At 66.7% G+C, this 24,158-nt stretch carries 24 protein-coding genes; 9 read left to right on the top strand and 15 right to left on the bottom strand.

Annotation, left to right across the window (positions count from 1 at the left end; all coding sequences use genetic code 11):
• Positions 1-61: 61 nt before the first annotated feature.
• The 4 genes from LOC60_RS08620 to LOC60_RS08605 form a co-directional block, all read right to left on the bottom strand.
• The gene (locus tag LOC60_RS08620) at positions 62-406 is read right to left on the bottom strand and encodes a DUF4287 domain-containing protein (protein WP_230024412.1); all 345 of its coding nucleotides are present in this window, start codon (positions 404-406) and stop codon (positions 62-64) included.
• Positions 407-637 carry a hypothetical protein gene (locus LOC60_RS08615; RefSeq protein WP_230024411.1) on the bottom strand — a complete coding sequence of 77 codons (231 nt, stop codon included), beginning with the start codon at positions 635-637 and terminating at the stop codon, positions 407-409.
• A gap of 197 nt (positions 638-834) precedes the next feature.
• The gene (locus tag LOC60_RS08610) at positions 835-2,973 is read right to left on the bottom strand and encodes a 3-hydroxyacyl-CoA dehydrogenase NAD-binding domain-containing protein (RefSeq protein WP_230024410.1); all 2,139 of its coding nucleotides are present in this window, start codon (positions 2,971-2,973) and stop codon (positions 835-837) included.
• Positions 2,973-4,214 (bottom strand): thiolase family protein, encoded by a 1,242-nt coding sequence (locus LOC60_RS08605; RefSeq protein ID WP_230024409.1) that lies wholly within the window; start codon positions 4,212-4,214, stop codon positions 2,973-2,975. Before LOC60_RS08605 ends, LOC60_RS08610 begins: the two co-directional genes overlap by 1 nt.
• Before the next feature lie 186 nt (positions 4,215-4,400).
• Here LOC60_RS08605 and LOC60_RS08600 point away from each other — a divergent pair, with 186 nt between their 5' ends.
• Entirely contained in the window at positions 4,401-5,357 is a 957-nt protein-coding gene (locus tag LOC60_RS08600) for an alpha/beta hydrolase fold domain-containing protein (RefSeq protein ID WP_230024407.1), read from the top strand.
• A gap of 136 nt (positions 5,358-5,493) precedes the next feature.
• Entirely contained in the window at positions 5,494-6,015 is a 522-nt protein-coding gene (locus tag LOC60_RS08595; protein ID WP_230024406.1) for a hypothetical protein, read from the top strand.
• A 190-nt stretch (positions 6,016-6,205) separates the two neighbouring features.
• Here LOC60_RS08595 and LOC60_RS08590 read toward each other — a convergent pair whose 3' ends face one another.
• Complete coding sequence (locus tag LOC60_RS08590; RefSeq protein WP_230024405.1) at positions 6,206-6,598, bottom strand: hypothetical protein; 393 nt, start codon at positions 6,596-6,598, stop codon at positions 6,206-6,208.
• A 200-nt stretch (positions 6,599-6,798) separates the two neighbouring features.
• Entirely contained in the window at positions 6,799-7,233 is a 435-nt protein-coding gene (locus tag LOC60_RS08585) for an MmpS family transport accessory protein (RefSeq protein WP_230024404.1), read from the bottom strand.
• Positions 7,234-7,410: 177 nt separating this feature from the next.
• Between LOC60_RS08585 and uvrA the strand changes: the two genes are divergently transcribed.
• Positions 7,411-9,936: an excinuclease ABC subunit UvrA gene (uvrA, locus tag LOC60_RS08580; protein ID WP_230024403.1), complete on the top strand. Its 2,526-nt coding sequence runs from the start codon at positions 7,411-7,413 to the stop codon at positions 9,934-9,936.
• Between the two features lie 66 nt (positions 9,937-10,002).
• On the opposite strand, the gene LOC60_RS08575 is transcribed toward uvrA, so the two are convergent.
• Positions 10,003-10,458, bottom strand: a complete 456-nt coding sequence (locus LOC60_RS08575; protein WP_230024402.1) for a PGPGW domain-containing protein — start codon at positions 10,456-10,458, stop codon at positions 10,003-10,005.
• A 252-nt stretch (positions 10,459-10,710) separates the two neighbouring features.
• Between LOC60_RS08575 and LOC60_RS08570 the strand changes: the two genes are divergently transcribed.
• Positions 10,711-11,259 (top strand): GNAT family N-acetyltransferase, encoded by a 549-nt coding sequence (locus LOC60_RS08570; RefSeq protein ID WP_230024401.1) that lies wholly within the window; start codon positions 10,711-10,713, stop codon positions 11,257-11,259.
• Between the two features lie 8 nt (positions 11,260-11,267).
• Positions 11,268-11,789, top strand: a complete 522-nt coding sequence (locus LOC60_RS08565) for a GNAT family N-acetyltransferase (protein WP_230024399.1) — start codon at positions 11,268-11,270, stop codon at positions 11,787-11,789.
• Positions 11,790-11,992: 203 nt separating this feature from the next.
• On the opposite strand, the gene LOC60_RS08560 is transcribed toward LOC60_RS08565, so the two are convergent.
• Complete coding sequence (locus LOC60_RS08560) at positions 11,993-13,801, bottom strand: immune inhibitor A domain-containing protein (RefSeq protein ID WP_230024398.1); 1,809 nt, start codon at positions 13,799-13,801, stop codon at positions 11,993-11,995.
• Between the two features lie 213 nt (positions 13,802-14,014).
• Between LOC60_RS08560 and LOC60_RS08555 the strand changes: the two genes are divergently transcribed.
• Together LOC60_RS08555 and LOC60_RS08550 are read left to right on the top strand one after the other, a co-directional pair.
• Positions 14,015-15,808, top strand: a complete 1,794-nt coding sequence (locus LOC60_RS08555) for a bifunctional metallophosphatase/5'-nucleotidase (protein ID WP_230024499.1) — start codon at positions 14,015-14,017, stop codon at positions 15,806-15,808.
• Between the two features lie 192 nt (positions 15,809-16,000).
• Entirely contained in the window at positions 16,001-16,270 is a 270-nt protein-coding gene (locus LOC60_RS08550; RefSeq protein ID WP_230024397.1) for a GlsB/YeaQ/YmgE family stress response membrane protein, read from the top strand.
• Between the two features lie 124 nt (positions 16,271-16,394).
• Here LOC60_RS08550 and LOC60_RS08545 read toward each other — a convergent pair whose 3' ends face one another.
• Positions 16,395-16,649, bottom strand: coding sequence for a hypothetical protein (locus LOC60_RS08545; RefSeq protein WP_230024396.1), 255 nt, complete (start codon positions 16,647-16,649; stop codon positions 16,395-16,397).
• Between the two features lie 118 nt (positions 16,650-16,767).
• On the opposite strand from LOC60_RS08545, the gene LOC60_RS08540 reads away from it, so the two are divergent.
• A complete protein-coding gene (locus tag LOC60_RS08540; protein WP_230024395.1) occupies positions 16,768-17,268 on the top strand; it encodes a DinB family protein in 501 nt (166 codons plus the stop codon).
• Here the strand turns inward: LOC60_RS08540 and LOC60_RS08535 are convergent.
• Positions 17,265-17,810, bottom strand: a complete 546-nt coding sequence (locus tag LOC60_RS08535; protein WP_230024393.1) for a GNAT family N-acetyltransferase — start codon at positions 17,808-17,810, stop codon at positions 17,265-17,267. The two genes, LOC60_RS08540 and LOC60_RS08535, sit on opposite strands and share 4 nt — an antisense overlap.
• Positions 17,811-17,973: 163 nt before the next feature.
• On the opposite strand from LOC60_RS08535, the gene LOC60_RS08530 reads away from it, so the two are divergent.
• Complete coding sequence (locus LOC60_RS08530) at positions 17,974-18,462, top strand: GNAT family N-acetyltransferase (RefSeq protein WP_230024392.1); 489 nt, start codon at positions 17,974-17,976, stop codon at positions 18,460-18,462.
• A gap of 42 nt (positions 18,463-18,504) precedes the next feature.
• Here LOC60_RS08530 and LOC60_RS08525 read toward each other — a convergent pair whose 3' ends face one another.
• The 5 genes from LOC60_RS08525 to LOC60_RS08505 all read right to left on the bottom strand — a co-directional run bounded on the left by LOC60_RS08525 (position 18,505) and on the right by LOC60_RS08505 (position 23,954).
• The gene (locus LOC60_RS08525) at positions 18,505-19,839 is read right to left on the bottom strand and encodes an HRDC domain-containing protein (RefSeq protein WP_230024391.1); all 1,335 of its coding nucleotides are present in this window, start codon (positions 19,837-19,839) and stop codon (positions 18,505-18,507) included.
• Between the two features lie 74 nt (positions 19,840-19,913).
• A complete protein-coding gene (locus LOC60_RS08520) occupies positions 19,914-20,537 on the bottom strand; it encodes a DUF3000 domain-containing protein (RefSeq protein WP_230024498.1) in 624 nt (207 codons plus the stop codon).
• Positions 20,538-20,659: 122 nt separating this feature from the next.
• Positions 20,660-21,742, bottom strand: a complete 1,083-nt coding sequence (locus LOC60_RS08515; RefSeq protein WP_230024390.1) for a threonine aldolase family protein — start codon at positions 21,740-21,742, stop codon at positions 20,660-20,662.
• A gap of 41 nt (positions 21,743-21,783) precedes the next feature.
• Positions 21,784-22,551, bottom strand: a complete 768-nt coding sequence (locus tag LOC60_RS08510) for an SDR family oxidoreductase (RefSeq protein WP_230024389.1) — start codon at positions 22,549-22,551, stop codon at positions 21,784-21,786.
• Entirely contained in the window at positions 22,548-23,954 is a 1,407-nt protein-coding gene (locus LOC60_RS08505) for a DUF6421 family protein (protein WP_230024388.1), read from the bottom strand. Before LOC60_RS08505 ends, LOC60_RS08510 begins: the two co-directional genes overlap by 4 nt.
• Between the last annotated feature and the right edge of the window lie 204 nt (positions 23,955-24,158).

Raw genomic sequence — 24,158 nt, 5'->3', positions numbered from 1 at the left:
ATCCCTTGCTCGCAGAGCTCGCAGGGATTATTAAAGCCGCCTAACCCGGACCCTCCGGCGCCTAGCCCGGGCCCGCCTGACCCTCCAGTGCCCCGGGCCCTCCCGGATCTCCAGCGCTTCCGGGTTTGGTTGCCTTGCCGTCGAGCCAGAGGGTTTCGGATTCGTCGCGGTGGGTTCCTGTTGTGCCGACGTGTTTCTTGTCGATCTGGGCCCCGTTTCTGATGACATGGACGAGTGCCATGCCGTGTCCGCGTCCGATGGCGTAGTCGGTCTTCAGCCACTCGAGGATTTCCCCTGCCTTGACGTCCCCTCCGCTGAACCCTTTGGCTGCGGCAACATCCACAAGCTGGCGGGGTGTTAGTCCCGTTTTCTCCTCGATGGCGTCGAGATAGGCCTGGAAAGACATTTAGCTGTCCCTTTCCTGTTCATGCCAGTAATCGTCACGCTGCTGCAGGAAGAAGCTTGCCAGCAGCCCGATGAAAGCCGCGCCCAGCACCAGGAAAAGCCCAACCAACAGCCAATTCCAGGGCTCATCGAACGGCAACAGGAGAAGCAGCCAGAGAGAGACGCCGGCACTGAGTATGACCACCACCATTCGCTTGGCATGCTTCTGCGACCAGGTTGGGTCCTCGCTCATGCAGGGAGGCTAGCGCAGCCGCTGCACCCTGACCAGACCGAATCGAAATGCGCCGGGACGGACACGCAAAAGCGCCGGACGGACCGGGTGAGGCGGCTTTGATAATTCCCGCGAGCTGAAGCCAGCAAAGGATTTTCGTTGCCGCCGTTCCGGTCCGCCCGGCGCGGACAAGCGCGGGCGATGCCTAGGGCTACAAGCTACGCAGCCGGAGCAGCAACCCCTGACTCATGGAACTTCTTGCCGTTCACGCGCTCGGACGCACCGACGCGGTCCAGGTACGGCGTGATGCCGCCCAGGTGCATCGGCCAGCCGGCACCGAGGATCATGCACAGGTCGATGTCCTCCGGAGCTGCCACAACGCCCTCGGCAAGCATGAGCCCGATTTCCTCGGCCAGGGCGTCCTGCGTGCGGCGCAGGACCTCCTCGGAGGTGGAGGGAGTGGTGCCGAAGTCCAGCATCGCCAGGGTTTCCTCGGGGATGTAGGCCTTGCCGTCCTCGTCCTTCTGCCACAGGGACTTGATGCCGGCGTCGATGATCTTCTGCGAGTTCTTCGAGAGCCAGAAGCGCTCACCGAAGGCCGAGTGCAGAGATTCCTGCACATGCTGTCCCACCGGCAGGCCCACGAGGGCGAGCAGGGTGAACGGGGACATAGGCAGGCCCATCGGGCGCAGCGCGTTGTCCGCGGTGGCGGCGTCGGTGCCCTCGTCGAAGACCATGGTGATCTCGCCGAACATGCGGCCCAGGATGCGGTTCACCACGAAGGCGGCGGCGTCCTTGACCAGCACAGCGGTCTTCTTCAGCTGCCTGGCCAGCACAAAGGCGGTGGCCAGCACGGCGTCGTCGGTCTTGGGAGCGCGCACGATTTCCAGCAGCGGCATAACGGCGACCGGGTTGAAGAAGTGGAACCCCACTACCCGCTCCGGGTGCTGCAGGTCCGCGGCCATTTCCGTCACGGAGAGGGAGGAGGTGTTGGTGGCCAGGATGCATTCGGGGGAGACCACGGCCTCCACCTCGGCGAACACCTGCTTCTTGACCGAGAGTTCCTCGAAGACGGCCTCGATGACGAAGTCGGCGTCGGAGAACGCTTCCTTGGAAACCGAACCGGTGACCAGGCCCTTGGTGCGGTTGGCGGCGTCGGGGGAGATGCGCTTCTTGGCCAGGAGCTTGTCCACTTCGGCGTGCACGTAGCCCACGCCCTTGTCCACGCGGGCCTGGTCGATGTCCGTCATCACCACGGGCACCTTCAGCTGGCGGGCGAACAGCAGGGCGAGCTGGCTGGCCATCAGGCCGGCGCCGACCACGCCCACCTTGGTGACCGGGCGGGCCAGCTTCTTGTCCGGAGCGCCGGCGGGACGCTTGCCGCGCTTCTGGACCAGGTCCAGGAACGCGTAGACGGTGGAGCGGAACTGCGGGGTCTGCATCAGTTCGGCCAGGGCATTGCACTCGGCCTCGCGGGATTCCTCCCGGGTCCAGGTCTTGCCGGCTTCGAGCAGGTCCAGGACCAGGGCCGGGGCGGGGGCTGCGTTGGAGGTCTTGGCCTCCACAAACGCGCGTCCCTTGGCGACGGCGGCATCCCAGGCTTCGCCGGCGTCGGCGGGTTCGACGGCGTTGGGCCGGGAAACCTGCTCCTCGCCGCGGATCACGCGGGAGGCCCAGGTGAGGGACTGCTCCAGGAAGTCCGCCGGCTCGAACAGGGCGTCGGCGATGCCCAGCTTGTAGGCGGCAGCCCCGGAGAGGGTGCGGTTGTTGCTCAGCGGGTTCTCGATCATCACCTTCACGGCGTTCTCGGGACCGATCAGGCGCGGCAGCAGGTACACACCGCCCCAGCCCGGCACCAGGCCGATGAACGCCTCGGGCAGCGAGAGCGCACCGGCACCGGTGGAAACCGTGCGGTAATCGGACTGCAGGGCAATCTCCAGGCCGCCGCCGAGGGCAACGCCGTTGATGAAGGCGAAGCTGGGCACGCCCAGGTTGCCGAGCTTGGCGTACACGTCATGGCCCAGATGGGCCATCGCCACGCCGTCTTCGTATTCGGAGATGGACTTCACTGCCGAAAGGTCGGCGCCGGCAACGAGGTAGAACGGCTTGCCGGTGACGCCGACGCCGACGATCTCGCCGGCCTCCGCGCGGACCTTGAGCTCGTCCAGCTTCGCACCCAGCTCCAGCAGGGTGTTCGGACCGAGCGTGGTGGGACGGGAGTGGTCGACGTCGTTGTCCAGGGTGATCAGCGCGAAGGTGCCTGCGTTGCCGGGGAGCTGGATGTCGGAGACGTAGGAGTGGGTGACAACCTCGGTGGGGAACAGTCCCGCGAGGCGCTGGTAGTCAGGAGCAGACATTACTTCGTGGCCTCCGTGGAATCGGTGTTGTAGTCGGGGTGGTTCGGGTTTTCCCAGATGACGGTGGCGCCCATGCCCAGGCCGATGCACATGGTGGTCATGCCGTAGCGGACGGTCGGGTCTTCCTCGAACTGGCGGGCCAGCTGGTTCATCAGGCGTACGCCCGAGGAAGCCAGCGGGTGCCCGACGGCGATGGCGCCGCCGTAGCGGTTCACGCGGGGATCCTCGTCGTCGATGCCGAAGTGGTCCAGGAACGCCAACACCTGGATGGCGAAGGCCTCGTTGATTTCAAACAGTCCGATGTCCTCGATGGACAGGCCGGTCTGCTCCAGTACCTTTTCGGTGGCGGGAACCGGGCCGTAGCCCATGACCTCGGGCTCGACGCCGGCGAAGGCGTAGCCGACCAGGCGCATCTTGACGCCGAGGCCAAGTTCCTCGGCGGCTTCGGCGGAGGCCAGCAGCGCGGTGGTGGCGCCGTCGTTCAGGCCGGCAGCGTTACCGGCCGTGACCCGGCCGTGCGCGCGGAACGGGGTGCGCAGGGAGGCAAGGTCTTCAACGGTGGTGCCCGGGCGCGGCGGTTCGTCCACGGTGTTCAGGGTCCAGCCGGTGCCCGGCTTCTTCGTGGCCACCGGCACCAGGTCCGGCTGGATGGAGTTGGCGGCGTAGGCCTTGGCCAGCTTCTCCTGGCTCGCAGCGGCGTACGCGTCGGTGCGGTCCTTGGTAATGTGCGGGAAGCGGTCGTGCAGGTTCTCCGCAGTGTTGCCCATGTTCAGGGCGGCCGGGTCCACCAGGCGCTCGGTCATAAAGCGCGGGTTCGGGTCGGCATCCTTGCCCATCGGGTGGTTGCCCATGTGCTCCACGCCGCCGGCAATGACGACGTCGTAGGCGCCGAAGCCGATGCCGGACGCGGTGGTGGTCACGGCCGTCATGGCGCCGGCGCACATGCGGTCGATGGCGAAGCCCGGCACGGTGCGCGGCAGACCGGCCAGGAGCGCGGCGGTGCGCCCGATGGTCATGCCCTGGTCGCCGGACTGGGTGGTGGCGGCAATGGCTACTTCATCGATGCGTTCCGGAGGAAGGGACGGGTTGCGGCGCATCAGTTCGCGGATGCACTTGACCACCAGGTCGTCGGCACGCATTCCGGCGTAGATACCCTTTTCGCCTGCTTTGCCGAAGGGGGTCCGCACTCCGTCAACGAAAACTACGTCCCTGATCTGCCGTGATCGGCTTTGTGGGCTCACGTACTTACTCCTCTTTGAGATATGAAACGGAACAGCGTCCGAGTCGATGTTACTCGCGAGTAACATAGGCCGCAAGGACGCCTGCGGGCAGCTGTGGACTGATCCGCTATGGCGTGGATCACGCCGGTCCCGAATCGACCCTACCCACATACCGCCGTTCGAGAAACCCGGTGTTACGTTGGCCGGATGGATTCCGTAGCCGACCCCGGACTGGCCGCCTGGCTGCAGGAGATCCGCCGCAGCGAAGGTCCCGCCCCCTCGCTGGAGCAGATCCAGCGGCTCCGCGGTCCCCGCCCGCGCGCTGCCGGGCCCGGGCTGGCCGAAGTGAAGGACCTGGTGGTCCCCGGGTCCGTGCCGGTGCGGGCGCGGTTGTACCGCTCCAGTGCGGCGGCCCAGCACCTCACAGTATTCGTTCACGGCGGGGGCTTCGTATTCGGCGGCCTGGCATCGCATGACCGCCTGTGCCGCCGGCTGGCGCTGCTGGGTGGAACGGCGGTACTGGCGGTGGATTACCGCCTGGCGCCCGAGCATCCGGCCCCGGCGGCGGTCGACGACGTCGCGGCGGTGCTGGACTGGGCGGCGGGGGGACTCCAGGGGCGGGTTCCAGCGGAACTGGGACAGCTACTGCCCGGCGTCGGATTGGCGGGGGACAGTTCCGGCGGGCTTATCGCTTTCCTCGCTGCCCGCAGGCTGGCAGCCGCTTCGGCCCGGCCGGACCTTCTTTTCCTGGCCTATCCCAATGCGGACCTGACGCTCAGCCTGCCCAGCATCCGGCAGAAGGGGGAGGGGTGGGGCCTGTCGGCGCGGGACCTGGCCTATTACATCTCGCTGTGGGTTCCGGATGCCTCGCCCGGGACGCTTGCCGGGTTGAGTCCCGTCCACGGGTTCACCCTCCCGGGTTCCGGTATGCCGGTACCCGCCATCGTGGCCACCGCGGAGCATGATCCACTGCGGGATGAGGGGAAGCTGCTGGCGGAGAGGCTGGCGGCAGCGGGGGCGGACGTGGAGTATGTGCCGCATGCCGGGCTTGTCCACGGCTTCCTGACACTGGATGCTGTTTCACCGGCCGCACGGCGGGCGGGGGACGCATTGCTGGGGCAGTACGGCGTTTCCCTGAGACGGGTGGCTGACGGCGGCGTCTGACCGCCGGGTGGCTGGATGGCCATCGAGGGTGCTGATCTGCGGCCGCCCTGATGGCGGGTCGGGACGGCCGCAGCGAAAAGCTGCGTCAGTATTTCATCTGACGGAGTTCATCCTGCTTAATCTTGCGGCGCCACAGGTGCATGCAAACCACGAGGGCCGCTGCGAGCGCGGGGAGAATCAAGGTGCCAATGATCCCGCCTACAAGGAAGGCGCCACCTTCCGTTTCGGCTTCTACGAACAATTCCGCCAGTACCGACGGAACAACGAGGAGGAAAAGACTCCCCAGGACATAGCCGATGACCAGGAAAATCATGCTGGTCACCCGTTTTCCCGTCTGCTTCACCGGCTGGGGTACACCGTAGCCCAGCCCCGCGGCGGGGGCACCGGGGTACTGCTGCCCGGGGTACTGCTGGGTGCCGGGGTACTGCTGCGCGGGATACTGCTGGGCGCCGGGGTACGGCGGATTCTGCTGGGCGCCGGGGTACGCCGGGTACTGCTGGGCGGGATCCTGCTGCGCGCCGGGGTACGCCGGGTACTGCTGGGCGGGATTCTGCTGCGCGCCGGGGTACGCCGGGTACTGCTGCTCTGCGGGCTGCGCCTGGTACTGCGGGGGCGTTCCCTCCTGGCCGGTGGATGGCGGCTGCCACGGCTCCGGTGACTGCTGATTGTTGCTCAAAGTTCCCCCATGTGAATTCAATTGCCGAAATATCATTGTTTACTGCCGCTGCACAGGACGTTCCGTCCATTCCTTCGGCAGAACATACCTGTGTGCCGTATTTTAGACCAGCATTCCGGTCCCTCGCTGCGCGGCGAACCGTCCGTATGAAACCGCCTGCACGGCACGGCTGTCAGGACTTGTGGCTGTGCTGCCCGCCGCGGCGCCGGGCCGCGGGCGTCTGCGCAACGGCGGCCCCGGCGGCCGTGCACACCCAGAGAATGAGTGCCGAGAGGATCCAGTCGCCGATGCCGTTGATGCTTACCCCGCCCGGGAACAGGCCGGCAATGATCAACGCCAGCAGTGCAGCGGCCAGCCCCGTTCCGCCCAGGAATGCAGGCGCATACCGCCGGGCGGCATGGACGGCAAGCGGCGCCATGGCCGCCTGGGCAACAACCACTACAAGCACCGCCACAACGAAACCGGGCCACTGGATGGTGAACCCGGAAACCCACCACAGACTCAGCAACAGGCCCGCACAGGCCGCGAGGAGTTGGATGCCGATGGTTATCAGTAGGTTTTTCATGGGACTCGACCGCCCGAGAAAGATGGTGTGCCAACCCCACCAGACTAGGCCGGGTCCGCGTCCGCGGAGGTGTCTTCCCGGATCCAAGGCGGTCCGCGGGCAAAGTCCACCCGATATGGGTGAGCGTGCATCTCATCCGTGATGCCGCCCCGCGGCGGCAGACCGGTACCGGCGCAGGCGACAGCCTGCGCCGGTTGCGGTTACCCGGCCGCCGGCGAATCAGGGAAGACGCTGCAGTGGGGTGCGACGTAAGGTTCCGTGGATGTTTCTTCGGACATCACTTCGCCGTCAACGGTGATTGTGCAGGTGATGGTCGTTGCGTCTTCCGCGGGGGAGGGGGATACGGAGTAGTAGGTTTCATACTCCCCGTCGTTGGTTTCCGTGAACTCCTTGGAAAAAGGCAGCGGCACCTCCGTGAGATGTTCCTTTTCACCGGTGCTTGCCTCCGTCACCAAGATGACGGAGGTGGCCGTTGCACCGTCACTGGTCACTTCGTAGAGGATGGTGTGCTCCTGGTTGCCTTCCGCTGCCGACGTCTCTTCCTGCCCCGCGGTTTCGGAGGTGTCCGCACCTCCGCATGCGGACAGGGACGCTGCCAAAAGCAGGACGGCGGCGGTTGCAAGTGTCTTTTTCATGGATCCCCCAGTGTTCTTGAATGTGCCTGTGAACCCTATCACCGGGTTGTGACGGTTCCGGCAGGCGGGGAGGCCTACCCAGCCGGCGGTGAACGTGCGGTCCGGCAGCTCACGCTCTAGGCGGAAAGCAGGCTTACGGTTTAGTACCGTTGGAGAAGCCTCGGTAACCTAAAGATGATGAGTAGCGCGAAAACTTCCCCGGAATCTGCCCCCAATATGCTTGCCAGCGGTATGGTGCGCGTGCGCGGAGCGCAGGAAAACAACCTTCGCAACGTCGACGTCGACATCCCCCGGGACGCGATTGTCGCCTTCACCGGCGTTTCGGGTTCCGGCAAGTCCTCCCTGGCCTTCGGCACCATCTACGCCGAGGCGCAGCGGCGCTACTTCGAGTCGGTGGCCCCCTACGCGCGCCGCCTGCTTTCCCAGGGATCCAACCCCAAGGTGGAGGAGATCGCCGGGCTGCCGCCCGCCGTCGCCCTTCAGCAGCGACGCGGTGCGCCCAGCTCGCGCTCCACTGTCGGCACCCTCACCACGCTCTCGAACTCGATGCGCATGCTGTATTCGCGCGGCGGCACCTATCCGGCAAACGCCGAACCCGGCAGCCTCGACTCCGATGCCTTCTCGCCCAATACGGCGGCCGGCGCCTGCCGGGAGTGCTCCGGACTCGGGATTGCCCATACCGTCACCGAGGACTCCCTGGTTCCGGATCCCACCCTCAGTATCCGGGACGGCGCGATTGCGGCCTGGCCCGGCGCGTGGCAGGGCAAAAACCTGCGCGACATCCTGATCCAGCTGGGCTACGACGTCGATGTGCCCTGGAATCAGCTGCCCAAGAAGGACCGCGACTGGATCCTCTTCACCGAGGAACAGCCGGTGGTGATGATCACCCCGCAGCGTGACCGCGTGGCCAAGCCGTACAAGGGCCGGTTCTGGAGCGCCAAGAGCTACGTGATGCATACCCTTGCGGATTCCGGCAGCGCGCAGATGCGTGAACGGGTCCTGGCCTACATGGTGTCCGGTCCCTGCCCTGTCTGCGGGGGAGCGGGACTGCGCCCCGAGGCGCTCGCCGTAACGTTTGCCGGCCGGAACATCGCCGAGCTGAACGGCGCCACGCTCGCTGAGCTGGCGGAAATCATCCGGCCGACGGCGGAACTGAAGTCCGCGGGCACCGCCTCCCGTGCGGCAGCCTCCAATGAGGACACTGAAGTGGCCGTGACCATCACCCGGGACCTGCTGGGCCGGCTGGAGGTGCTGATCGGGCTGGGCCTGGGCTACCTGAGCCTTTCCCGTGGCACCCCCACCCTCTCGCCCGGTGAGATGCAGCGCCTGCGGATCGCCACCCAGCTGCGCTCGGGGCTGTTCGGGGTCATCTACGTCCTGGACGAGCCCTCCGCGGGGCTGCATCCGGCCGACGCGGAGCCGCTGCTGACCGTGCTGCAGGAACTCAAGGATGCCGGCAACTCGGTGTTTGTCGTGGAGCACAACATGGACGTGGTGCGCAGCGCCGAATGGATTGTGGACGTCGGTCCGCAGGCCGGCGACGGCGGCGGAACCGTGCTCTACAGCGGTCCCGTGGCCGGACTCGCGGAAGTTGAGGAAAGCGCCACGCGTCCGTTCCTGTTCGGCGAAGCCGAAACCGAAAAGCCCGCCCGCCGCACCCCCGACCGGTGGCTGAGCCTGAAGGGAATCACCAGGCACAACCTGCGCGGCCTGGACGCCGAGATTCCGCTGGGCGTGTTCACCGCCGTGACCGGCGTTTCGGGATCCGGCAAGTCGACCCTGGTCAGCCAGGTCCTGGCCGAAACCGTAGGGCGCCAGGTCAACGGCGTGCCCACCGAAGCCGAGGATCCCGAGGCGCCGGAAGAGCAGGATCCGGGGGCACACGTGCGCAGCATCGCCGGCCTGGAGCACCTGGACCGGCTGGTACGGGTGGACCAGCGCCCCATCGGCCGCACCCCGCGCTCCAACCTGGCCACCTACACCGGCCTCTTCGACGCCGTGCGCAAGCTCTACGCCGGCACCGAGGAAGCCCGTGCCCGCGGCTACAACGCCGGACGCTTTTCCTTCAACGTGGCGGGCGGCCGCTGCGAAACCTGCCAGGGTGAAGGCTTCCTCGCCGTCGAACTCCTGTTCCTGCCCGGCACCTACGGACCCTGCCCTGTCTGCCACGGCGCCCGCTACAACGAGGAGACCCTCGAAGTCACCTACCGCGGCAAGAGCATCGCCGATGTGCTCGGAATGCGGGTGGAAACCGCCGCCGAGTTCCTGGCCGATGTGCCTGCCGCGGCCCGCAGCCTGCGGACACTGCTCGACGTCGGACTGGGCTACCTGCGCCTGGGCCAGCCCGCCACCGAACTCTCCGGCGGAGAAGCCCAGCGGATCAAGCTCGCCACCGAACTGCAGCGGGCCCGCCGCGGCCACACCCTGTTCCTGCTCGACGAGCCCACCACCGGCCTGCACCCGCAGGATGTGCAGCTGCTGCTGCGCCAGCTGAACCGGCTGGTGGATGCCGGCAACACCGTGGTGGTGGTGGAGCACTCCATGAATGTGGTGGCGTCCGCGGACTGGGTCATCGACATGGGTCCGTCCGGCGGCGAGGAAGGCGGCCGGATCATCTGCGCCGGCACAGCCGACGACGTCGCCGCGTGCGATGCCAGCCGGACGGCACCGTACCTGTCGGCGGCGCTTAAGCTGCTCCCGTAAGCCGGCCGGCTTACGTCGCGGCCCGGAACCGGCTAACCAGCCCTGGTGAGCCGGGCGGCCGATGTCCTAGCCTCGGGATGAGTCCGAACGGCGGAAGCGGACGTAGCTGTAGGCAATAAGTGCCAGGCCGATGCAGCCCGAAGCAATCAGGGTTGCACCGGTAACCCAGCCGCCCGGCAGCCACCAGGAATCCTGCAGCGGCCACCAGGGCGGTACCTGCCGCCAAAGGCCCCAGATCACGCCGGCGGCCATGACGGCGAGACCGCCGCAGACAGCAGCGACAATCCGGGGCACGGTCTGCACCCCCTGTGCCGCAGCACGGAAAGCACGCGCCTTGACGGGATGGAGCCAGCGGTGGGCCCAGGCATAGCGCAGGGAAAGGACTGCCAGCCCGGCCACCACCATAAGCAGTCCCGGTCCGGGGAGCACCAGGGCAGCCAGGCCCAGGACAACGAGGGACCATCCGGCCACCTCGATGCCGGTGCGGCGCAGCCACGCTGGAATCCGTTCCGTCCTGTTCATTTCGCCAGCTTTCCACACCAACCTGCGAGTTGGCCGCGCTGCCCCCGCATCGACCCCGGGGAGGGTTGCGGGTCTGGGCGGCAGCTGCCGGCGTTGGCTGGCTAATCCGGTGATCACCCTGCTTTCGGGACACCGGGAGCTGGGGGCCGCGTCCAGGTAGCTCCGCCCGCCGCTTCGGGTAGAGGCCCGGAGGCGACGCGCGGCCGTATCCGCTTTTCCATGTGACCGGGACCACGGGAGCTACGCTGAAGTGTGCTCAGCGAACCTCTTCCCGCCCCACAGCTACTGCACGGTATCCGGCTCCGGGTCGCGGACCTGTCCGATGCCGAAGCGCTCGCCGCCGCCTACCAGCGGAACCGGAGTTACCTGGCGCCCTTTGAACCGCTTAGGGAGGACACGTTCTTCACCCCGGCCGGCCAACGCGCGGTCCTGAGGTCGAAGCTGGTCCAGCATGCCGCGGGTACGGAGGTTCCCTGGGTTCTGGCCCATCACGAACGGATCGTCGGCACCATTACGCTCAGCGGGATCGTTGGCGGTCCCTTCCAGTCGGGAAACCTCGGCTACTGGGTCGACGGCGACTACGCCGGACGGGGGATCGGCACCGCGGCGGTGGAGGCCGTCGTCGAACTGAGCCGAAGCGAGCTGGGGCTGCACCGGGTCCAGGCCGCCACCCTGCTGGACAACGAAGCGTCGCAGAAAGTCCTGGCCCGCTCCGGGTTTGAGCGGATCGGCATGGCGCCGGACTACCTTCGAATTGCCGGGGAATGGCGGGACCATCTGCTCTTCCAGCAGATCCTTTAGGCCCGGCAATGAATGGAACCCTTCGCGCTGCGTTGATCGCCACTGAGCGCTTCACGCTGGAGCCCCTGGGCGTACATCATGCGGCGGAAATGACGGAGGTGTTGGCCGGCTCGGCTCTCTACAAATACATCGGCGGGACGGCACCGACAGCGCAGATCCTGGCGGCGAGGTACGCGGCACAGGCCCTCGGAACCTCTCCGGACGGACGGGAAATCTGGCTGAACTGGATTATCCGCGAACAGGGCCGGAGCATCGGATTCGTCCAGGCGACAGTGGAGGCGGACGGGCCGGCGTCGGACCTTGCCTGGGTGGTGGGCGAGGCATTCCAGGGCAGGGGTGCTGCCACCGAGGCCGCCCGCGCAATGGTCGCCTGGCTGCGCCTCCAACACCCACCGGTCCGCATCACGGCGTCCATCCATCCGGAAAACACTGCTTCATCGGCTGTCGCCCGCCACCTGGGCCTCACCCCATCCGGCCATCTCGACGCGGACGGCGAAGAGCAGTGGAATGACTCCACCCCAACGCCTTAAGGACGAAGCAACAACGAAAAGGCAGGGCCTCGGAGCGTACCGGTGCCCTGCCTTTTTTCTCTTGTGTGGTGACGCTGCGAGGGTAGCCGTAGGGGCCTGGCGGAGGCGGCTTTAATATTCCAAGCGAGCTCTGCGAGCTCTGGAATATCGTTGCCGCCGGAGTCGGGCCCCGCGAAGCGAGCGAGGCCCAGAGCAATAAGCCTCTAGTTCACCCGCACCGTCATCATGCCCTTCGGATTACTGTTCACCACGGTAATCTTCGTGCCCGTCCCTGCCACCACCACGCTGGCCTGCGGGTTGGCGGGATCGTAGTAGGCGTTCGGATTGGTGTCATCGAATACCGGCACGCCGGGACGGGCCGGAGCCTTCAGCGTGGTCATCCCGGCTGCGGTTTCGCGGTGCAGGGAAACCGGATCGGTGGCGTCCTTGCCGAAGGTCGCATCGAAGCTCTGGATGCGGTTGCGGGCAATGGTGCCGTCGGACCACCGCAGGGTCTGCGGATTCGCGTCGACCGGCAGGACCAGGCCCGCACCCGGGTGCTGCAGGGTGTTGTTGTTCCGCTGCCCGGCGTTCCAGTACGTGATCAGCAGGCCGTCCTGGTATGGGTAGTGTTCCACCCGGTCCGGGGCGCTGAGCGCCCAGCCGAAGTTGTACGGGCCGGTCCGCAGTGTGTCGTCATAACTCATGTACTGCCGGTTTTCGGCAATGTAGTAGCGGCCGTTGCCGGCGGCATCCCGGGGCAGCGTGACCACCAGGGCCTGCTGCTTCTTGGTCGCGTGGAAGGACGGGCCGAGCTTGTGCGTGGACTTCGCGCCGGCAGCCGCGGTGTCATAGTCCAGCCACCCGAGCTGCAGCTTCTCCCAGGCGCCCATGTGGTTGGGCGTGGTGCCGATTGTTCCGTTGCCGTGGCCCAGCCAGGAACCGGAACTCATCAGGGTCCAGAAGCCGGTGCTGTTTTCGCCGCCGCTGGTGTCGTAGAGATCCGGAAGCCCGAGGTCGTGGGCGTACTCGTGGGCAAAAACGCCGAGGCCGCCGTTTTCCGGTTCCGTGGTGTAGTCCCGGATCCAGACCTTCGAATCGCCGATCCGGATGCCGCCGAACGGGTTGGTCGCGGGTCCCTGCGTGCCGGTGCCGGCCTGGCCGACCGACCACCGGTGGGCCCAGATGGTCGACGTCGGAGCGCCGGCTTCCTCGCCTTCGCCTGCGTGGATGGCCTGGAAGTGGTCGATGTAGCCGTCGGCTTCATCGAAGTTGCCGTTGTTGTTGTAGTCGTAGCGGTCCCACTGGTCAAACCCGGCCAGGTAGGCGTCGATGTCCGCAGCACTCTTACCGGCCGCGAGCTGCGCGTCGTACCAGGCATCCGCCGCGTCCTGCACGAAGCGGGTCATGTCCGTCTGGCTCTCGGTCTCTCCGTAGCTGGCGGAGTTGTAAGGAACCGTGACCCAGTCGCTGACATCGCCGTCGACCGTGTAGCGGCCGCTGGACATTTCCTCATACAGGGTCTTCAGCGACTCTTCCTGCGGATCGAAGAACATGTCCAGGTAGTGCTGCCGGTCAAAGTCCGGTTCCCAGTAGGTTGAGTTGTCCACGGCGCGGTTGGGCTCGGGAATCTCGTTGTGCTGCGGGCCGGCCGGCGCTGTCGGGAAGCGCGGATCCACCTGGTCGCCGAAGTCGATGAGGAAGGACAGGATCTGGTCGCTGTCCTCCAACCCGTATTCGGCCCACTGGCCCGGAGCCACCTGTACGGATTTTGAACCTCCCCGGGATTGAACGGGCGCTTCACCGCGGACAACTTTCTCAATTGCCTGCTGGTTCAGCTGGCGGCGTTCGTCGGCTGCCGGATCGGAACGGTCGTCGGATTTGGCGGCGTTCCCGTCCGGCCCCGGTGCGCCGGAGAACCCACTGGGAGCCGGCGCCACCTTGGCCGGGGCGGCAACGGCGGCCACCGGGGAGAGGAGGACGGAACTGCCAACTGCCAGCGCCAATGCGCACCGGAAACTCCGGCGTCTCATGTCAATTTTCAAAGCATCCCCTTAGTGCAGCGTGTGAGTGAGGTGGGATTACGCTACATTTTCCGGTCGGCTGCGACGCACGACATGTCTGTTCTTTTGTGATTATGACGAAAAGCGGAAGCGAAGGAACCCCGGGGTCTTCCGTAACGGTCCCTTACCCTGTAAGGGTGCCTAAGGTCACATTTTCCGCACTATGAGGAGTTGTTGAGATTGATGCATCCATCCGCCCGACGCCGGGGTGCTGCCACCGCAGTCACCGCGGCCGTGGCAGTAACACTCGTGTCGATGACGCCGGCAGCAGCCGCGCCGCCGGAGCATGCCGGCAAGGACCAGAAGACCAGCGTCACGGTTATGGGAACCTCGGACCTGCACGGCTATGTCGAGAACTGGGACTATTTCAACGACGTCGAATATGACGACGCCGCGCACAATGATGTGGGATTGGCGAAGATCTCCACCCTGGTAAATTCGGTACGGGCCGACCGGGGACCGGAGTCCACCATGCTGATCGACGCCGGCGATACCATCCAGGGCACGTCCCTGACCGATTACTTCGCCAACACGGAGCCGATCACCAAAACCGGAGAAATCCATCCCGTGGCAGCGGCCATGAATTCCATGGACTATGACGCCGCCGCGCTGGGTAACCACGAATTCAACTACGGCCTCGAAATGCTGCGCACATTCGAGTCCCAGCTGAACTTCCCGCTGCTCGGGGCAAACGCAGTGGACTCCGCCACGGACAAACCGGCCTTTACCCCGTACATCATCAAGACCGTCAAGACCAAGGGCAACAAACCCGTGAAGGTCGGCATCCTGGGGCTTACAAATCCCGGGGTAGCCATCTGGGACAAGAACAATGTTGACGGGAAGCTTGAGTTCCCGGGCATTGTGGAGCAGGCACAGAAGTATGTGCCGGAAATGAAGGCCCGCGGTGCTGACGTTGTCGTGGTCAGTTCGCACTCCGGCACCTCGGGAACCTCGTCCTACGGGGACGAGCTGCCCCTGGAGAACGCCTCCACCCAGCTGGCGGAAACCGTGCCCGGGATCGACGCAGTCCTGGTGGGGCATGCCCACCAGGAAATTCCGGAGCGCTTCGTGACCAACAAGACCACCGGCGAGCAGGTCCTGCTGACCGAGCCGTTGAACTGGGGCATGCGGCTGTCCGTCATGGACTTTGAACTGACCAAGGTCCGCGGCCAGTGGGACGTGACGTCGGCGTCGGCGTCGCTGTTGAACGCGAACACGGTCGAGGCGGACCCGGTGGTCTCCAAACTGGTCGCGGAGCAGCACCAGCGCGTCATCGATTACGTCAATACGCCGGTCGGCAACGCCACCGAGTCAATGCCCGCGGAGGAATCCCGGTACCGTGATACGGCAGTGATGGACTTCGTGAATTCCGTCCAGGCCCAGGCTGTGGACCGTGCGCTGGACGGCGGCCCGAATGCCGATTTGCCGGTGCTCTCGTTGGTGGCACCCTTTAGCCGCACCGCGGAAATTCCCGCCGGTCCGGTGACCATCCGCGACCTCGCAGGGCTGTACGTCTTCCCGAATACCCTGTTCGGCGTGGAAATGACCGGCGCCCAGGTGAAGGAGTATCTGGAGTACTCGGCGAAGTACTTCAACCAGACCGCGCCGGGAGCCCCGGTGGATCCCGCTACGCTGACCAATGCAAACGGCACTCCCGACTACAACTACGACATGATGTCCGGCGTCTCCTATGACATCGACATCAGCCGTCCCGTGGGGGAGCGGATAGTCAACCTGAGCTTTAACGGGGCACCGGTGGATCCCGCCCAGCGGTTCGCCGTCGCAACCAACAACTACCGGCAGTCGGGCGGCGGCAATTTCCCGCACATCGCCACGGCCACGGTACTGGTGAACCAGCAGACGGAAATCCGCCAGCTGCTCATCGACTACGTGGTGGCCAAGGGGACGGTGGATCCGGCCGATTTTGCCGAAAACAACTGGCGCCTGGTGCGTAACGGCGTCCCCGTTTTCGAATAGCCGGCACGGGGCGCCCGGTAAGCCGCGGTGCAGGGTGGCCGGACCCACCGGTCCGGTTATCCCTGCCGGCTCATGAGGGAATAGACAGCACGCTTAGGAACTTCGGTGTTTTCTGACTAGGATTGAGGGCAGACCGGATCTCCGGGAGACCCGTTCTCCCGTTGCATGCACCGCTACGAAGGGACCAGAACCATGATCGGATTCATCATTGCAGGGCTTATCATTGGAGCCCTCGCGCGGCTGATCAAGCCGGGCCGGCAGAACCTGGGAATCGTTGCGACTCTGCTGCTGGGCCTCGTGGGTTCCGTTATCGGCGGAGTCATCGCCAGCCTGCTGGGCACCGGCGACATCTGGGAACTCAACATCGTCGGATTCATCGTGTCCGTTATCGCCGCGGTCCTGCTGATCGGCGTTGCCGAGGGTGTTGCCGGCCGCGGCAAGGGCAACCAGGTCCGCCGCTAACTCCTGCAACGGCCTAAACGGACTGTCCCGGCACTCGACGCGAACGCGTTGGGTGCCGGGACAGTTTTGTTTTGGGGTCAGATGACCCGCAGGCCAAGGAGGCCGTTCGGCTTCGGGTTAGGTCTTACGCGGGGACGGTGGTGCTTTGCTCCGGAACACCCTTTGCCTGCTGCAAGGCCGGGGAGTCCAAAGGCGCCGATGGAATCTGCCGGGCTTCAATTTCCGCCTGGAGGGAGAGGTAGAAGGCCAGTAGCCCCTCAACGACGGGGCCGTCTTCGAGCTGGGTGAACGCCTGATCACACAGGGACTCGAGTGTACTGTCCGTCATGGCGGAGAAGTCCGGGAAGAGATCGACGGAGACAATGGGGGGCTGGGTCATGAGTGTCCTAACTGAGGAAACCATGGCCCGCGTCTAAACCAAGGAATTACACATTAGCCTGATTCGGATCCCCATGTAAATTCGGCAGGCGCGGGGACACCGGGGCTAGAGTGACCTAATGGAAAACGGCACCCGTGTGGATCCACCCGAGTCAGCGAGCGAACGTGAGACCCTGACCGGGTTTCTAGACTATTTCCGCGCCACGGTGCACCTGAAGGCGGCAGGACTCAGCGACGCCGACGCCGCCAGGCGGCTCCTGCCCTCCCTGACCACAGTCTCCGGGCTCGTACAGCACCTGACCGACGTCGAGCGGCTCTGGTTCCAGGACCGCATCGACGGGCAGCAGGGAGTTCCCGTCCGGTGGTCGAAAGAGGACCCCGACGGCGAGTTCCGGGTCTCCGAAACGGCGAGCCTTGCCCTGCTCCTTGCCGACTACGACGACGCCTGCGGACGCTCGCGTGATGTGCTGGCGCGGTATGACCTTGAGGACCCCTGCCGGGGCGGCAGCCGGGGGCAGAGTGTGCGCTGGGTCCTGGTACACATGATCGAGGAAACCGCCCGGCACTGCGGCCACCTGGATATCCTGCGCGAATTGCTGGACGGCACCACGGGCGACTAGGGCAGCGGGGCAGGCCCGTCAGAAGCGGACCGGACCCAGTAGAGCATCTTCACCAGGGCATCGCGCTGGCGCTGCTGCTCGGTCCGTACCGGATGGAAACCGGCCCGGCGCGCAACCGCTTCGCTGAGGCTGTTGCCGTAAATGGTGCGCAGGGCGACCTCCGGAACGCCGTTGGCCAACGCCCAGTCGCTGAGCCCGCGGCTGGCGGCGGTGGCAGCGCCCCGACCGCGGCCGAAAGGCAGCAGCGCATACATGAGCTCCGGCGTGCCGTCCGCGGTGGAGGAGATTCCCGCTGTGCCCAGCACTTCCTCGCCCTCCCACAGCGAGTACCGGGCCAACAGGCTCTCGCCCCGGGCTTCGGCCGCCCGGTGCATCCGATACCGGGCGCGGTCGTCGCTGAGGTCCGGCGGGAAAAGGGTCCAGCGGATGACGTCGTCGTCCCGGGACAGGGCCTGCTCCAGGCGCCAGTCCGCCGGCGTCAGGATACGGAGCGTGAACCTCCCCAGCTGGAGGGTGTCCGGGGTCGGTGCGAGAAGTGGCATCCGCCATTATTGCGCTCGAAGACGTGGCTGCCCAACCCTCGGGTCGGCTCGGTGTGCCCGGCCACGGGAATTGATTCCAGCTTCAGCCTTCAGCCCCGCGCGGACGCCCGGTGTCCGGGGTCGGGTATTGGTGCGGCGTATCCCGGGCGGCAATAATCGGGGCATGCCCGAACCGCTGTTCCTCCGCCGGCGTACTGCCCGGGACCTGGACACCATCATCAGCTGGATTCCCGACGACGCCGCGCTGAGGATGTTCGCCGGTCCCCGGATGGCATGGCCGCCAACGAGAGAGCAGTTTGCGGAGCCGGCCGCCGTGACGGGATTTTCCGCCTGGGTCCTGTCTGCCCGGGGGCTGCCCGGGACCCCGTTCGGGCACGCCGAGTTGACGGTACGGAAAGGCCATGCGCACATTGCCCGGGTCATCATTGACCCGTTGCTCCGCGGACGGGGCCTGTCGCAGCAGCTGATGCGGCTGGTCCTGGACCAGGCCTGTGCCGAGGGTGCGAGCAGCGCGGGGCTGCGGGTCATCAAAGGGAATACGGTCGCCCTGCGGGCGTACCGGCGGCTGGGATTCGGAATCGATCCGCGCGGGGAGACCGCGGAGGCGTGGGTGCTTGAACTGGATCTGGGTGCGTCAACAGCGGCGGGCTAGGCGGCCGGCCCTGCTGTCAACGCGTGGCCGCAGCGCTGGCGGTCAGCGGCGCCGGCCGCCTGCCGGCTGCTCCCTGGGCTTGTCCTCGGCGGGCCTTTCCTCCAGCGGATCGGGATCGAGGAAGGCCACGGTCAGGACGGCGGCGGTCTGCTCGATCTGCCACTCCCGGGCGCCGAGAGCCCGCAGGGCAGCGCCCACGGTCTCCAGGTTGATCTCGGCAGGCGGGCGCCACGCCAGGCGCCGCAGGTGGTCCGGCGTCAGCAGGTTCTCCAGCGGCATGTTCAGCTTCTCCGCCAGGGCGGTCAACCGCGGCTTGGCGGTCTGCAGGCGGGCGGCGGCAGCCGGGTCGTTCTTGGCCCAGACCCGGGGAGGCGGCGGGGCATGGGTCGGGATGTGCAGCGGGGGAAGATCCGCAGTGGATCGGGCCGCGGAGATGCAGCGCAGCCAGCGCGGAGCTTCCTTCTGTGCGGCGCGGCCGTGGAAACCGGGGGTCTTGAGCAGCTGGGGGACCGTGGTCGGCATGGCCCGGGCAGCGGCCACAATGGCGGAGTCCGGAATCAGGCGGCCGGGTGCGGTGTCCCGCAGTTCGGCCAGGTGCTCGCGTTCGGTCCACAGTTCCCGGACGGCGGCCAGCTGGCGGCGGTCCCGGAGCTGGTGCATCCCGGAGGTGCGGCGCCACGGGTCCACCCGCGGAGGCGCCGGCGGCGCGGTCCGGATGGCTTCGAATTCCTCCTCGGCCAGTTCCAGCTTGCCGGCTTCCTCGAGGACCCGGATCAGTTCCACGCGCAGCTCGGCCAGGACCTCGACGTCGAGCGCCGCATAGCGCAGCCACGGCTCGGGCAGCGGGCGGGTGGACCAGTCGGCCGCCGAGTGTTCCTTGGCCAGCGAAAAGCCGAGCAGGGTTTCGATGACGGCGGCCAGGCCCACGCGGGGCAGGCCGGCGAGGCGGGCGGCAAGTTCGGTGTCGAAGAGCTTATCCGGCCACATGCCCAGTGCCGAAAGGCAGGGCAGGTCCTGGGTGGCCGCATGCAGGATCCATTCGACGCCGCTCAGGGCCTCGTTGATGATGCGCAGGTCGTCGAAGGCTTCGGGGTCGATCAGCCAGGTGCCGGCACCCTCGCGGCGGATCTGGACCAGGAAGGCACGCTGTCCGTAGCGGAACCCGGAGGCACGTTCGGCGTCGACGCCCGCAGGACCGGTGCCGGCGGCCAGTGCAGCGGCCGCCCGTTCGAGGCCGCGCTGGGAGTCAATGACCAGCGGCACGCCGTCCCGGGGCATTTCCAGCACCTGGATCGGCTGCGGCTCCGGCGGCTCCCCGGCTTCGGCAGGTGCGGTGCTGGACTGGTTCTCGGTCTTGCCGGGTATGTGCGCGGTCATAAGGATTCCATTCTACCGAGGAAGACAGCGGCCGCGGACAGCCGCGGCCCCGGCTGCACGGCAACCGGCGGTGCTTAGCTCCTGCGCCGTCCGGGAAGGGGAGTGACGCCGTCGGGCAGCGGCGGCAGGCCGGCAAAGGTGCACACCATGTCCGACCAGGCTTCCAAGTGGGACTGCACATCGGCGTCGGCCGGGGTCCAGGAGGCGCGGAGCTCGATGTCGATCGAATCGTCCCGGCGCTCGAGGGTGCCGTAGCTTTCCGAGAGCACCCGGGTGGCGGTTCCGCCGGCCATGGAATAGCGGGCGCCGTGCTGCTCCAGCGCCTCCACCAGCCACGTCCAGGCGACCGATCCGAGGAGCTGGTCATTGCCCATGTCCGGTTCCAGCTCGGCGCGGATGTAGGTGACAATGCGGAAGGTGCCGTTCCAGACCGGCGAGCCGTCCGGATCGTGCAGCAGGATGAAGCGTCCGGTGGCCAGCTCGAGCTGGTCGGGGACCTGCGGGGCGGCGGGTCCGTGCAGGCTGCCGGGACCGACGGGGCCGGGGGCCAGCACCTCCGCGCCAAGGGAAACGGCATACGGAGCCAGCCGCGTGGGTGCCGGGATCTCTTCCAGCTTCAGTTCGGCCCGGCAGGCAGCCCGGCGCAGGGCGCCGAGGGCGGTCAGGAAATCCGGGGGTACCTGGGACAGGTCACCTATTGCACTCACCTCCGCAGACTACGGGCAGGGGAACGCCTGGGACCGGGCAGGCTCGCCGCTGTGGCCGTTTCGTTACCTGCCGTCCGGTCCGTCGAAGCGGCCGGACGGCAGGCAACATCGGCTTAGCGTGCGCCCAGTGGAGCCGGGTCTGCGGCAACTTCGCGGGCGATCGCAGCAGCGAAAGCATCGACGTCATCCTCGGAAGTGTCGAAGGTGCACATCCAGCGCACCTCACCGGTGGACTGGTCCCAGTCATAGAAGCGGAAGTCGCCGCGCAGCCGGTCGGCGACGCCGGCGGGCAGCTTGGCGAAGACAGCGTTGACCTGGCTGGGCTGGGTGATTTCCACCCCGTCGATCTGCTCGACGGCGGCCCGGAGGCGACTCGCCATGGCATTGGCGTGCGAGGCCGAACGGTGCCACAGGTCGGTGCCGTACAGGGCGACGAACTGGGCGGAGATGAACCGCATCTTGGAGGCCAGCTGCATGTTCATCTTGCGCAGGTAGTCCAGTCCGGGGGAGGCCCCCGGGTCGAAGGTGATGATGCATTCGCCGTACATCATCCCGTTTTTGGTGCCGCCCAGGGAGAGGATGTCCACGCCGGCGTCGGCCGTCATTTCCTTGAAGGACACGCCCAGCGCGGCGGCGGCGTTGCCCAGCCGGGCGCCGTCCATGTGCAGCTTCATGCCGCGGGCGTGGATGTGGTCCGCAATTGCGGCAATCTCGTCCACGGTGTACAGCGTGCCGAGCTCGGTGGACTGGGTGATGGACACGGCCAGCGGCTGGGCGCGGTGCTCGTCGCCCCAGCCCCACGCTTCGCGGTCGATCAGCTCGGGGGTGAGCTTGCCGTCGTCGGTGGGGATGCCCAGCAGCTTCATGCCGCCGATGCGCTCCGGGGCGCCGTTCTCGTCCACGTTGATGTGCGCCGTCGTCGGGCAGATGACCGCACCCCAGCGGGGCAGCAGGGACTGCAGGGCAATGACGTTTGCGCCGGTGCCGTTGAAGACCGGGAATGCGCGGATGTGGTTGCCGAACTGGTCGGTCAGGACCTCGCGCAGCTTGGCGGTGTAGACGTCTTCGCCGTAGGCCACCTGGTGGCCCTGGTTCGCGGCGGTGAGTGCGGCGAGGATTTCCGGATGGACGCCGGAGTAGTTATCGGAGGCAAAGGCCTTAATAGCGGTGTCGTGCAGGGGGAGTATGTCAGTCACGGTTCCTAGTATCTCTTACCTTGGTGTAGTTCAGGTCACGTCTACGGAACGAGGGAAATCCGCTGCCCGTTGACCTCGGCGGCATCCTGCTGGAAGAGGCGGACGACGGCGGCGGCCAGGTCCGCGACGTCGGTGTAGCCGGGGAACCTGCGGTCCGGTGCGGCGGTGCGCTGGGCCGAGTCCACCAGTGCCTTGACGACGAAGACGACGGCGGCGGAGTGCTGCGGTTCCGGGTTTTCCTTCCGGCCGGACTGGGTGCCGCGGAAACCCGCGGCGATGGCGCGGACCCAGGCATCGGCCGCGGCTTTGGCTGCGGCGTATCCGGCGCCGGCGGCCGTGGGGTTGTCCACGGCCGTGGAGGAGACGATCGCCAGCCGTCCGTCCGGGGAGGCCTCGAGCTGGTCGTAGAAGCTGCGGCTGACATTGCGCAGGGTGCGCAGGATGTTCGTTTCCAGGAAGTCCCAGTCCTGCTCGCGCTGGGAGCCGATGCCGGTACCGGCCCGCCAGCCGCCCACGAGATGGATCAGGCCGTCGATCCCGCCGTAGGTTTCCTGCATGTCCGCCGCGAGGGCAGCCACTTCTCCGGCGTCGCTGAGGTCGCAGGTGCGCAGGTCGGCGTCGTTCAGGCGGGCCAGCGTGGTCTCGAGCCGTGCGGCATCCCGGCCGACCGCCACCACCTTGGCGCCCGCCGCCTCCAGGGCTTCGCAGACGGCGGTGCCCGAGGGGCTCCCGGCACCGGCCACCAGGACGGTCCGGCCCTTCAGTGGGGCCGCGGCGGTCTCTGCGGCCGTGCCGGGTCCAGTGCTCATTCGGGGGTGCCTCCCGTGCGGTTTCCGGTGATCCCGGCGGTGGATTCGATGACCGGGGCCATCTTCTTGGACAGGGCCTCATAGAACATGGAGAGCGGGAACTCGTCGTCGAGCACCTGGTCGGTAAGGCCGCGCGGCGGTCCGTCCAGCGGCAGGGCCTGCGGTCCCTGCGCCCAGACCGAGGCCGGGTTGGGCGTCAGTGTTCCTGCCACCAGATCGTACGCCGCGAGCCAGTGCGCCGTCTTGGGACGGTCGATGGAACGCCAGTAGAGTTCCTCGATTTCCGCGCCGAGCCGGACGACGACGTCGGCCGTCTCCTCCCAGTCGATGCTGAGCTTTCCGTCGGTCCAGTGCAGCACATGGTTCTGGTGCATCCAGGCGAAGAGCAGCTGGCCGCCGAGGCCGTCGTAGTTGCGTACCCGGCTGCCGGTGATGGCGAAGCGGAAGATGCGGTCGAAGATCACCGCGTACTGGACCAGCCGGGCGTGCCGGCGGGTGTCCTCCGGTGCATCCTCGTCGTGCTGGATCTTCACGGCCTCGCGGAAGGCGGTGAGGTCGCAGCGCAGTTCCTCCAGCGAGTAGAGGAAGTAGGGCATGCGCTGCTTGATCATGAACGGGTCAAAGGGCAGGTCCCCGCGCATGTGGGTGCGGTCATGGATGAGGTCCCACATGATGAACGTTTCCTCGGCGAGCTGCTGGTTGTGCAGGAGCTCCATGGCTTCGGCCGGTAGCTGCAGCGAGGTGATGTCCGCTGCGGCGGCCAGGACCCTGCGGAAGCGGGCAGCCTCGCGGTCCGCGAAGATGGCGCCCCAGGTGAAGGCCGGGGTCTCGCGCACGGCCACGGTTTCCGGGAAGAGCACGGCGGAGTTGGTGTCGTAGCCGGGGGTGAAATCCAGGAAGCGGATGGGAACGAAGAGCCCGTTGGAGTATTCGCCGGCTTCGAGTTCAGCGACGAATTCGGGCCAGAGAACCTCGATCAGGACGGCTTCCACCAAGCGGTTGGTGCTGCCGTTCTGCGTGTACATGGGGAAGACCACCAGGTGCGCCAGCCCGTCGGTGCGCTGCTCCTGCGGGGCGAAGGCCATCAGTGAATCGAGGAAATCGGGTTCTTCCAGGCCGCCGGCAACCCAGCGCTCAAAGTCGGCTACCACCAGGCGGAGGTACTCGGCGTCGTGCGGGAACGCCGGCGCGAGGGCCGTCACGGCGGCGGCGATGGTGCCGATCAGGTCGGCTGCCTGCCCGTGGTGTTCGGTATCCACCGAGCCGTTCTTGTTCTGGAGAGGCTGCAGGGCAATGGCCGCCTGCTTCAGTGCGGCCCAGGCTTCGGATTCCTCGGGCCGGGAGTCCGGGGCGACGGCGGCGAAGACGGGGCGGGACAGCGCGGGAACTGCGGAGGAGGACATGGTGCTGACCTTCCGGGAAGGGCCTTCCCGTGAGACCGGGGGCGGCAGCTGGAGTTGTTGCGGCCAGCATACTCACGAATTCCTAACGCTTACCTCAGAACGGCTGATTGGTAAGGAATGCTTACGCTCAGGCTGATGTGTCAGGGGTCACTCCGGTAGATTTGCTTCGGTCCGGCTCCCGCTGCGCTCAGGGTGCTATCTGTC

It is taken from the genome of Arthrobacter sp. zg-Y769 (assembly GCF_020907405.1).
Taxonomy (GTDB): domain Bacteria; phylum Actinomycetota; class Actinomycetes; order Actinomycetales; family Micrococcaceae; genus Arthrobacter_B.
Note: the sequence above shows the minus strand (reverse complement) of the source record. Positions and strands in the feature narration are given on the sequence as shown.

Bases quoted from the DNA above. Each gene is read 5' to 3' on its own strand.
- LOC60_RS08620 (WP_230024412.1), bottom strand. From the start codon at position 406: ATGTCTTTCCAGGCCTATCTCGACGCCATCGAGGAGAAAACGGGACTA.
- LOC60_RS08615 (WP_230024411.1), bottom strand. From the start codon at position 637: ATGAGCGAGGACCCAACCTGGTCGCAGAAGCATGCCAAGCGAATGGTG.
- LOC60_RS08610 (WP_230024410.1), bottom strand. From the start codon at position 2,973: ATGTCTGCTCCTGACTACCAGCGCCTCGCGGGACTGTTCCCCACCGAG.
- LOC60_RS08600 (WP_230024407.1), top strand. From the start codon at position 4,401: ATGGATTCCGTAGCCGACCCCGGACTGGCCGCCTGGCTGCAGGAGATC.
- LOC60_RS08590 (WP_230024405.1), bottom strand. From the start codon at position 6,598: ATGAAAAACCTACTGATAACCATCGGCATCCAACTCCTCGCGGCCTGT.
- LOC60_RS08585 (WP_230024404.1), bottom strand. From the start codon at position 7,233: ATGAAAAAGACACTTGCAACCGCCGCCGTCCTGCTTTTGGCAGCGTCC.
- uvrA (WP_230024403.1), top strand. From the start codon at position 7,411: ATGAGTAGCGCGAAAACTTCCCCGGAATCTGCCCCCAATATGCTTGCC.
- LOC60_RS08575 (WP_230024402.1), bottom strand. From the start codon at position 10,458: ATGAACAGGACGGAACGGATTCCAGCGTGGCTGCGCCGCACCGGCATC.
- LOC60_RS08565 (WP_230024399.1), top strand. From the start codon at position 11,268: ATGAATGGAACCCTTCGCGCTGCGTTGATCGCCACTGAGCGCTTCACG.
- LOC60_RS08560 (WP_230024398.1), bottom strand. From the start codon at position 13,801: ATGAGACGCCGGAGTTTCCGGTGCGCATTGGCGCTGGCAGTTGGCAGT.
- LOC60_RS08555 (WP_230024499.1), top strand. From the start codon at position 14,015: ATGCATCCATCCGCCCGACGCCGGGGTGCTGCCACCGCAGTCACCGCG.
- LOC60_RS08550 (WP_230024397.1), top strand. From the start codon at position 16,001: ATGATCGGATTCATCATTGCAGGGCTTATCATTGGAGCCCTCGCGCGG.
- LOC60_RS08545 (WP_230024396.1), bottom strand. From the start codon at position 16,649: ATGACCCAGCCCCCCATTGTCTCCGTCGATCTCTTCCCGGACTTCTCC.
- LOC60_RS08540 (WP_230024395.1), top strand. From the start codon at position 16,768: ATGGAAAACGGCACCCGTGTGGATCCACCCGAGTCAGCGAGCGAACGT.
- LOC60_RS08535 (WP_230024393.1), bottom strand. From the start codon at position 17,810: ATGCCACTTCTCGCACCGACCCCGGACACCCTCCAGCTGGGGAGGTTC.
- LOC60_RS08530 (WP_230024392.1), top strand. From the start codon at position 17,974: ATGCCCGAACCGCTGTTCCTCCGCCGGCGTACTGCCCGGGACCTGGAC.
- LOC60_RS08525 (WP_230024391.1), bottom strand. From the start codon at position 19,839: ATGACCGCGCACATACCCGGCAAGACCGAGAACCAGTCCAGCACCGCA.
- LOC60_RS08510 (WP_230024389.1), bottom strand. From the start codon at position 22,551: ATGAGCACTGGACCCGGCACGGCCGCAGAGACCGCCGCGGCCCCACTG.
- LOC60_RS08505 (WP_230024388.1), bottom strand. From the start codon at position 23,954: ATGTCCTCCTCCGCAGTTCCCGCGCTGTCCCGCCCCGTCTTCGCCGCC.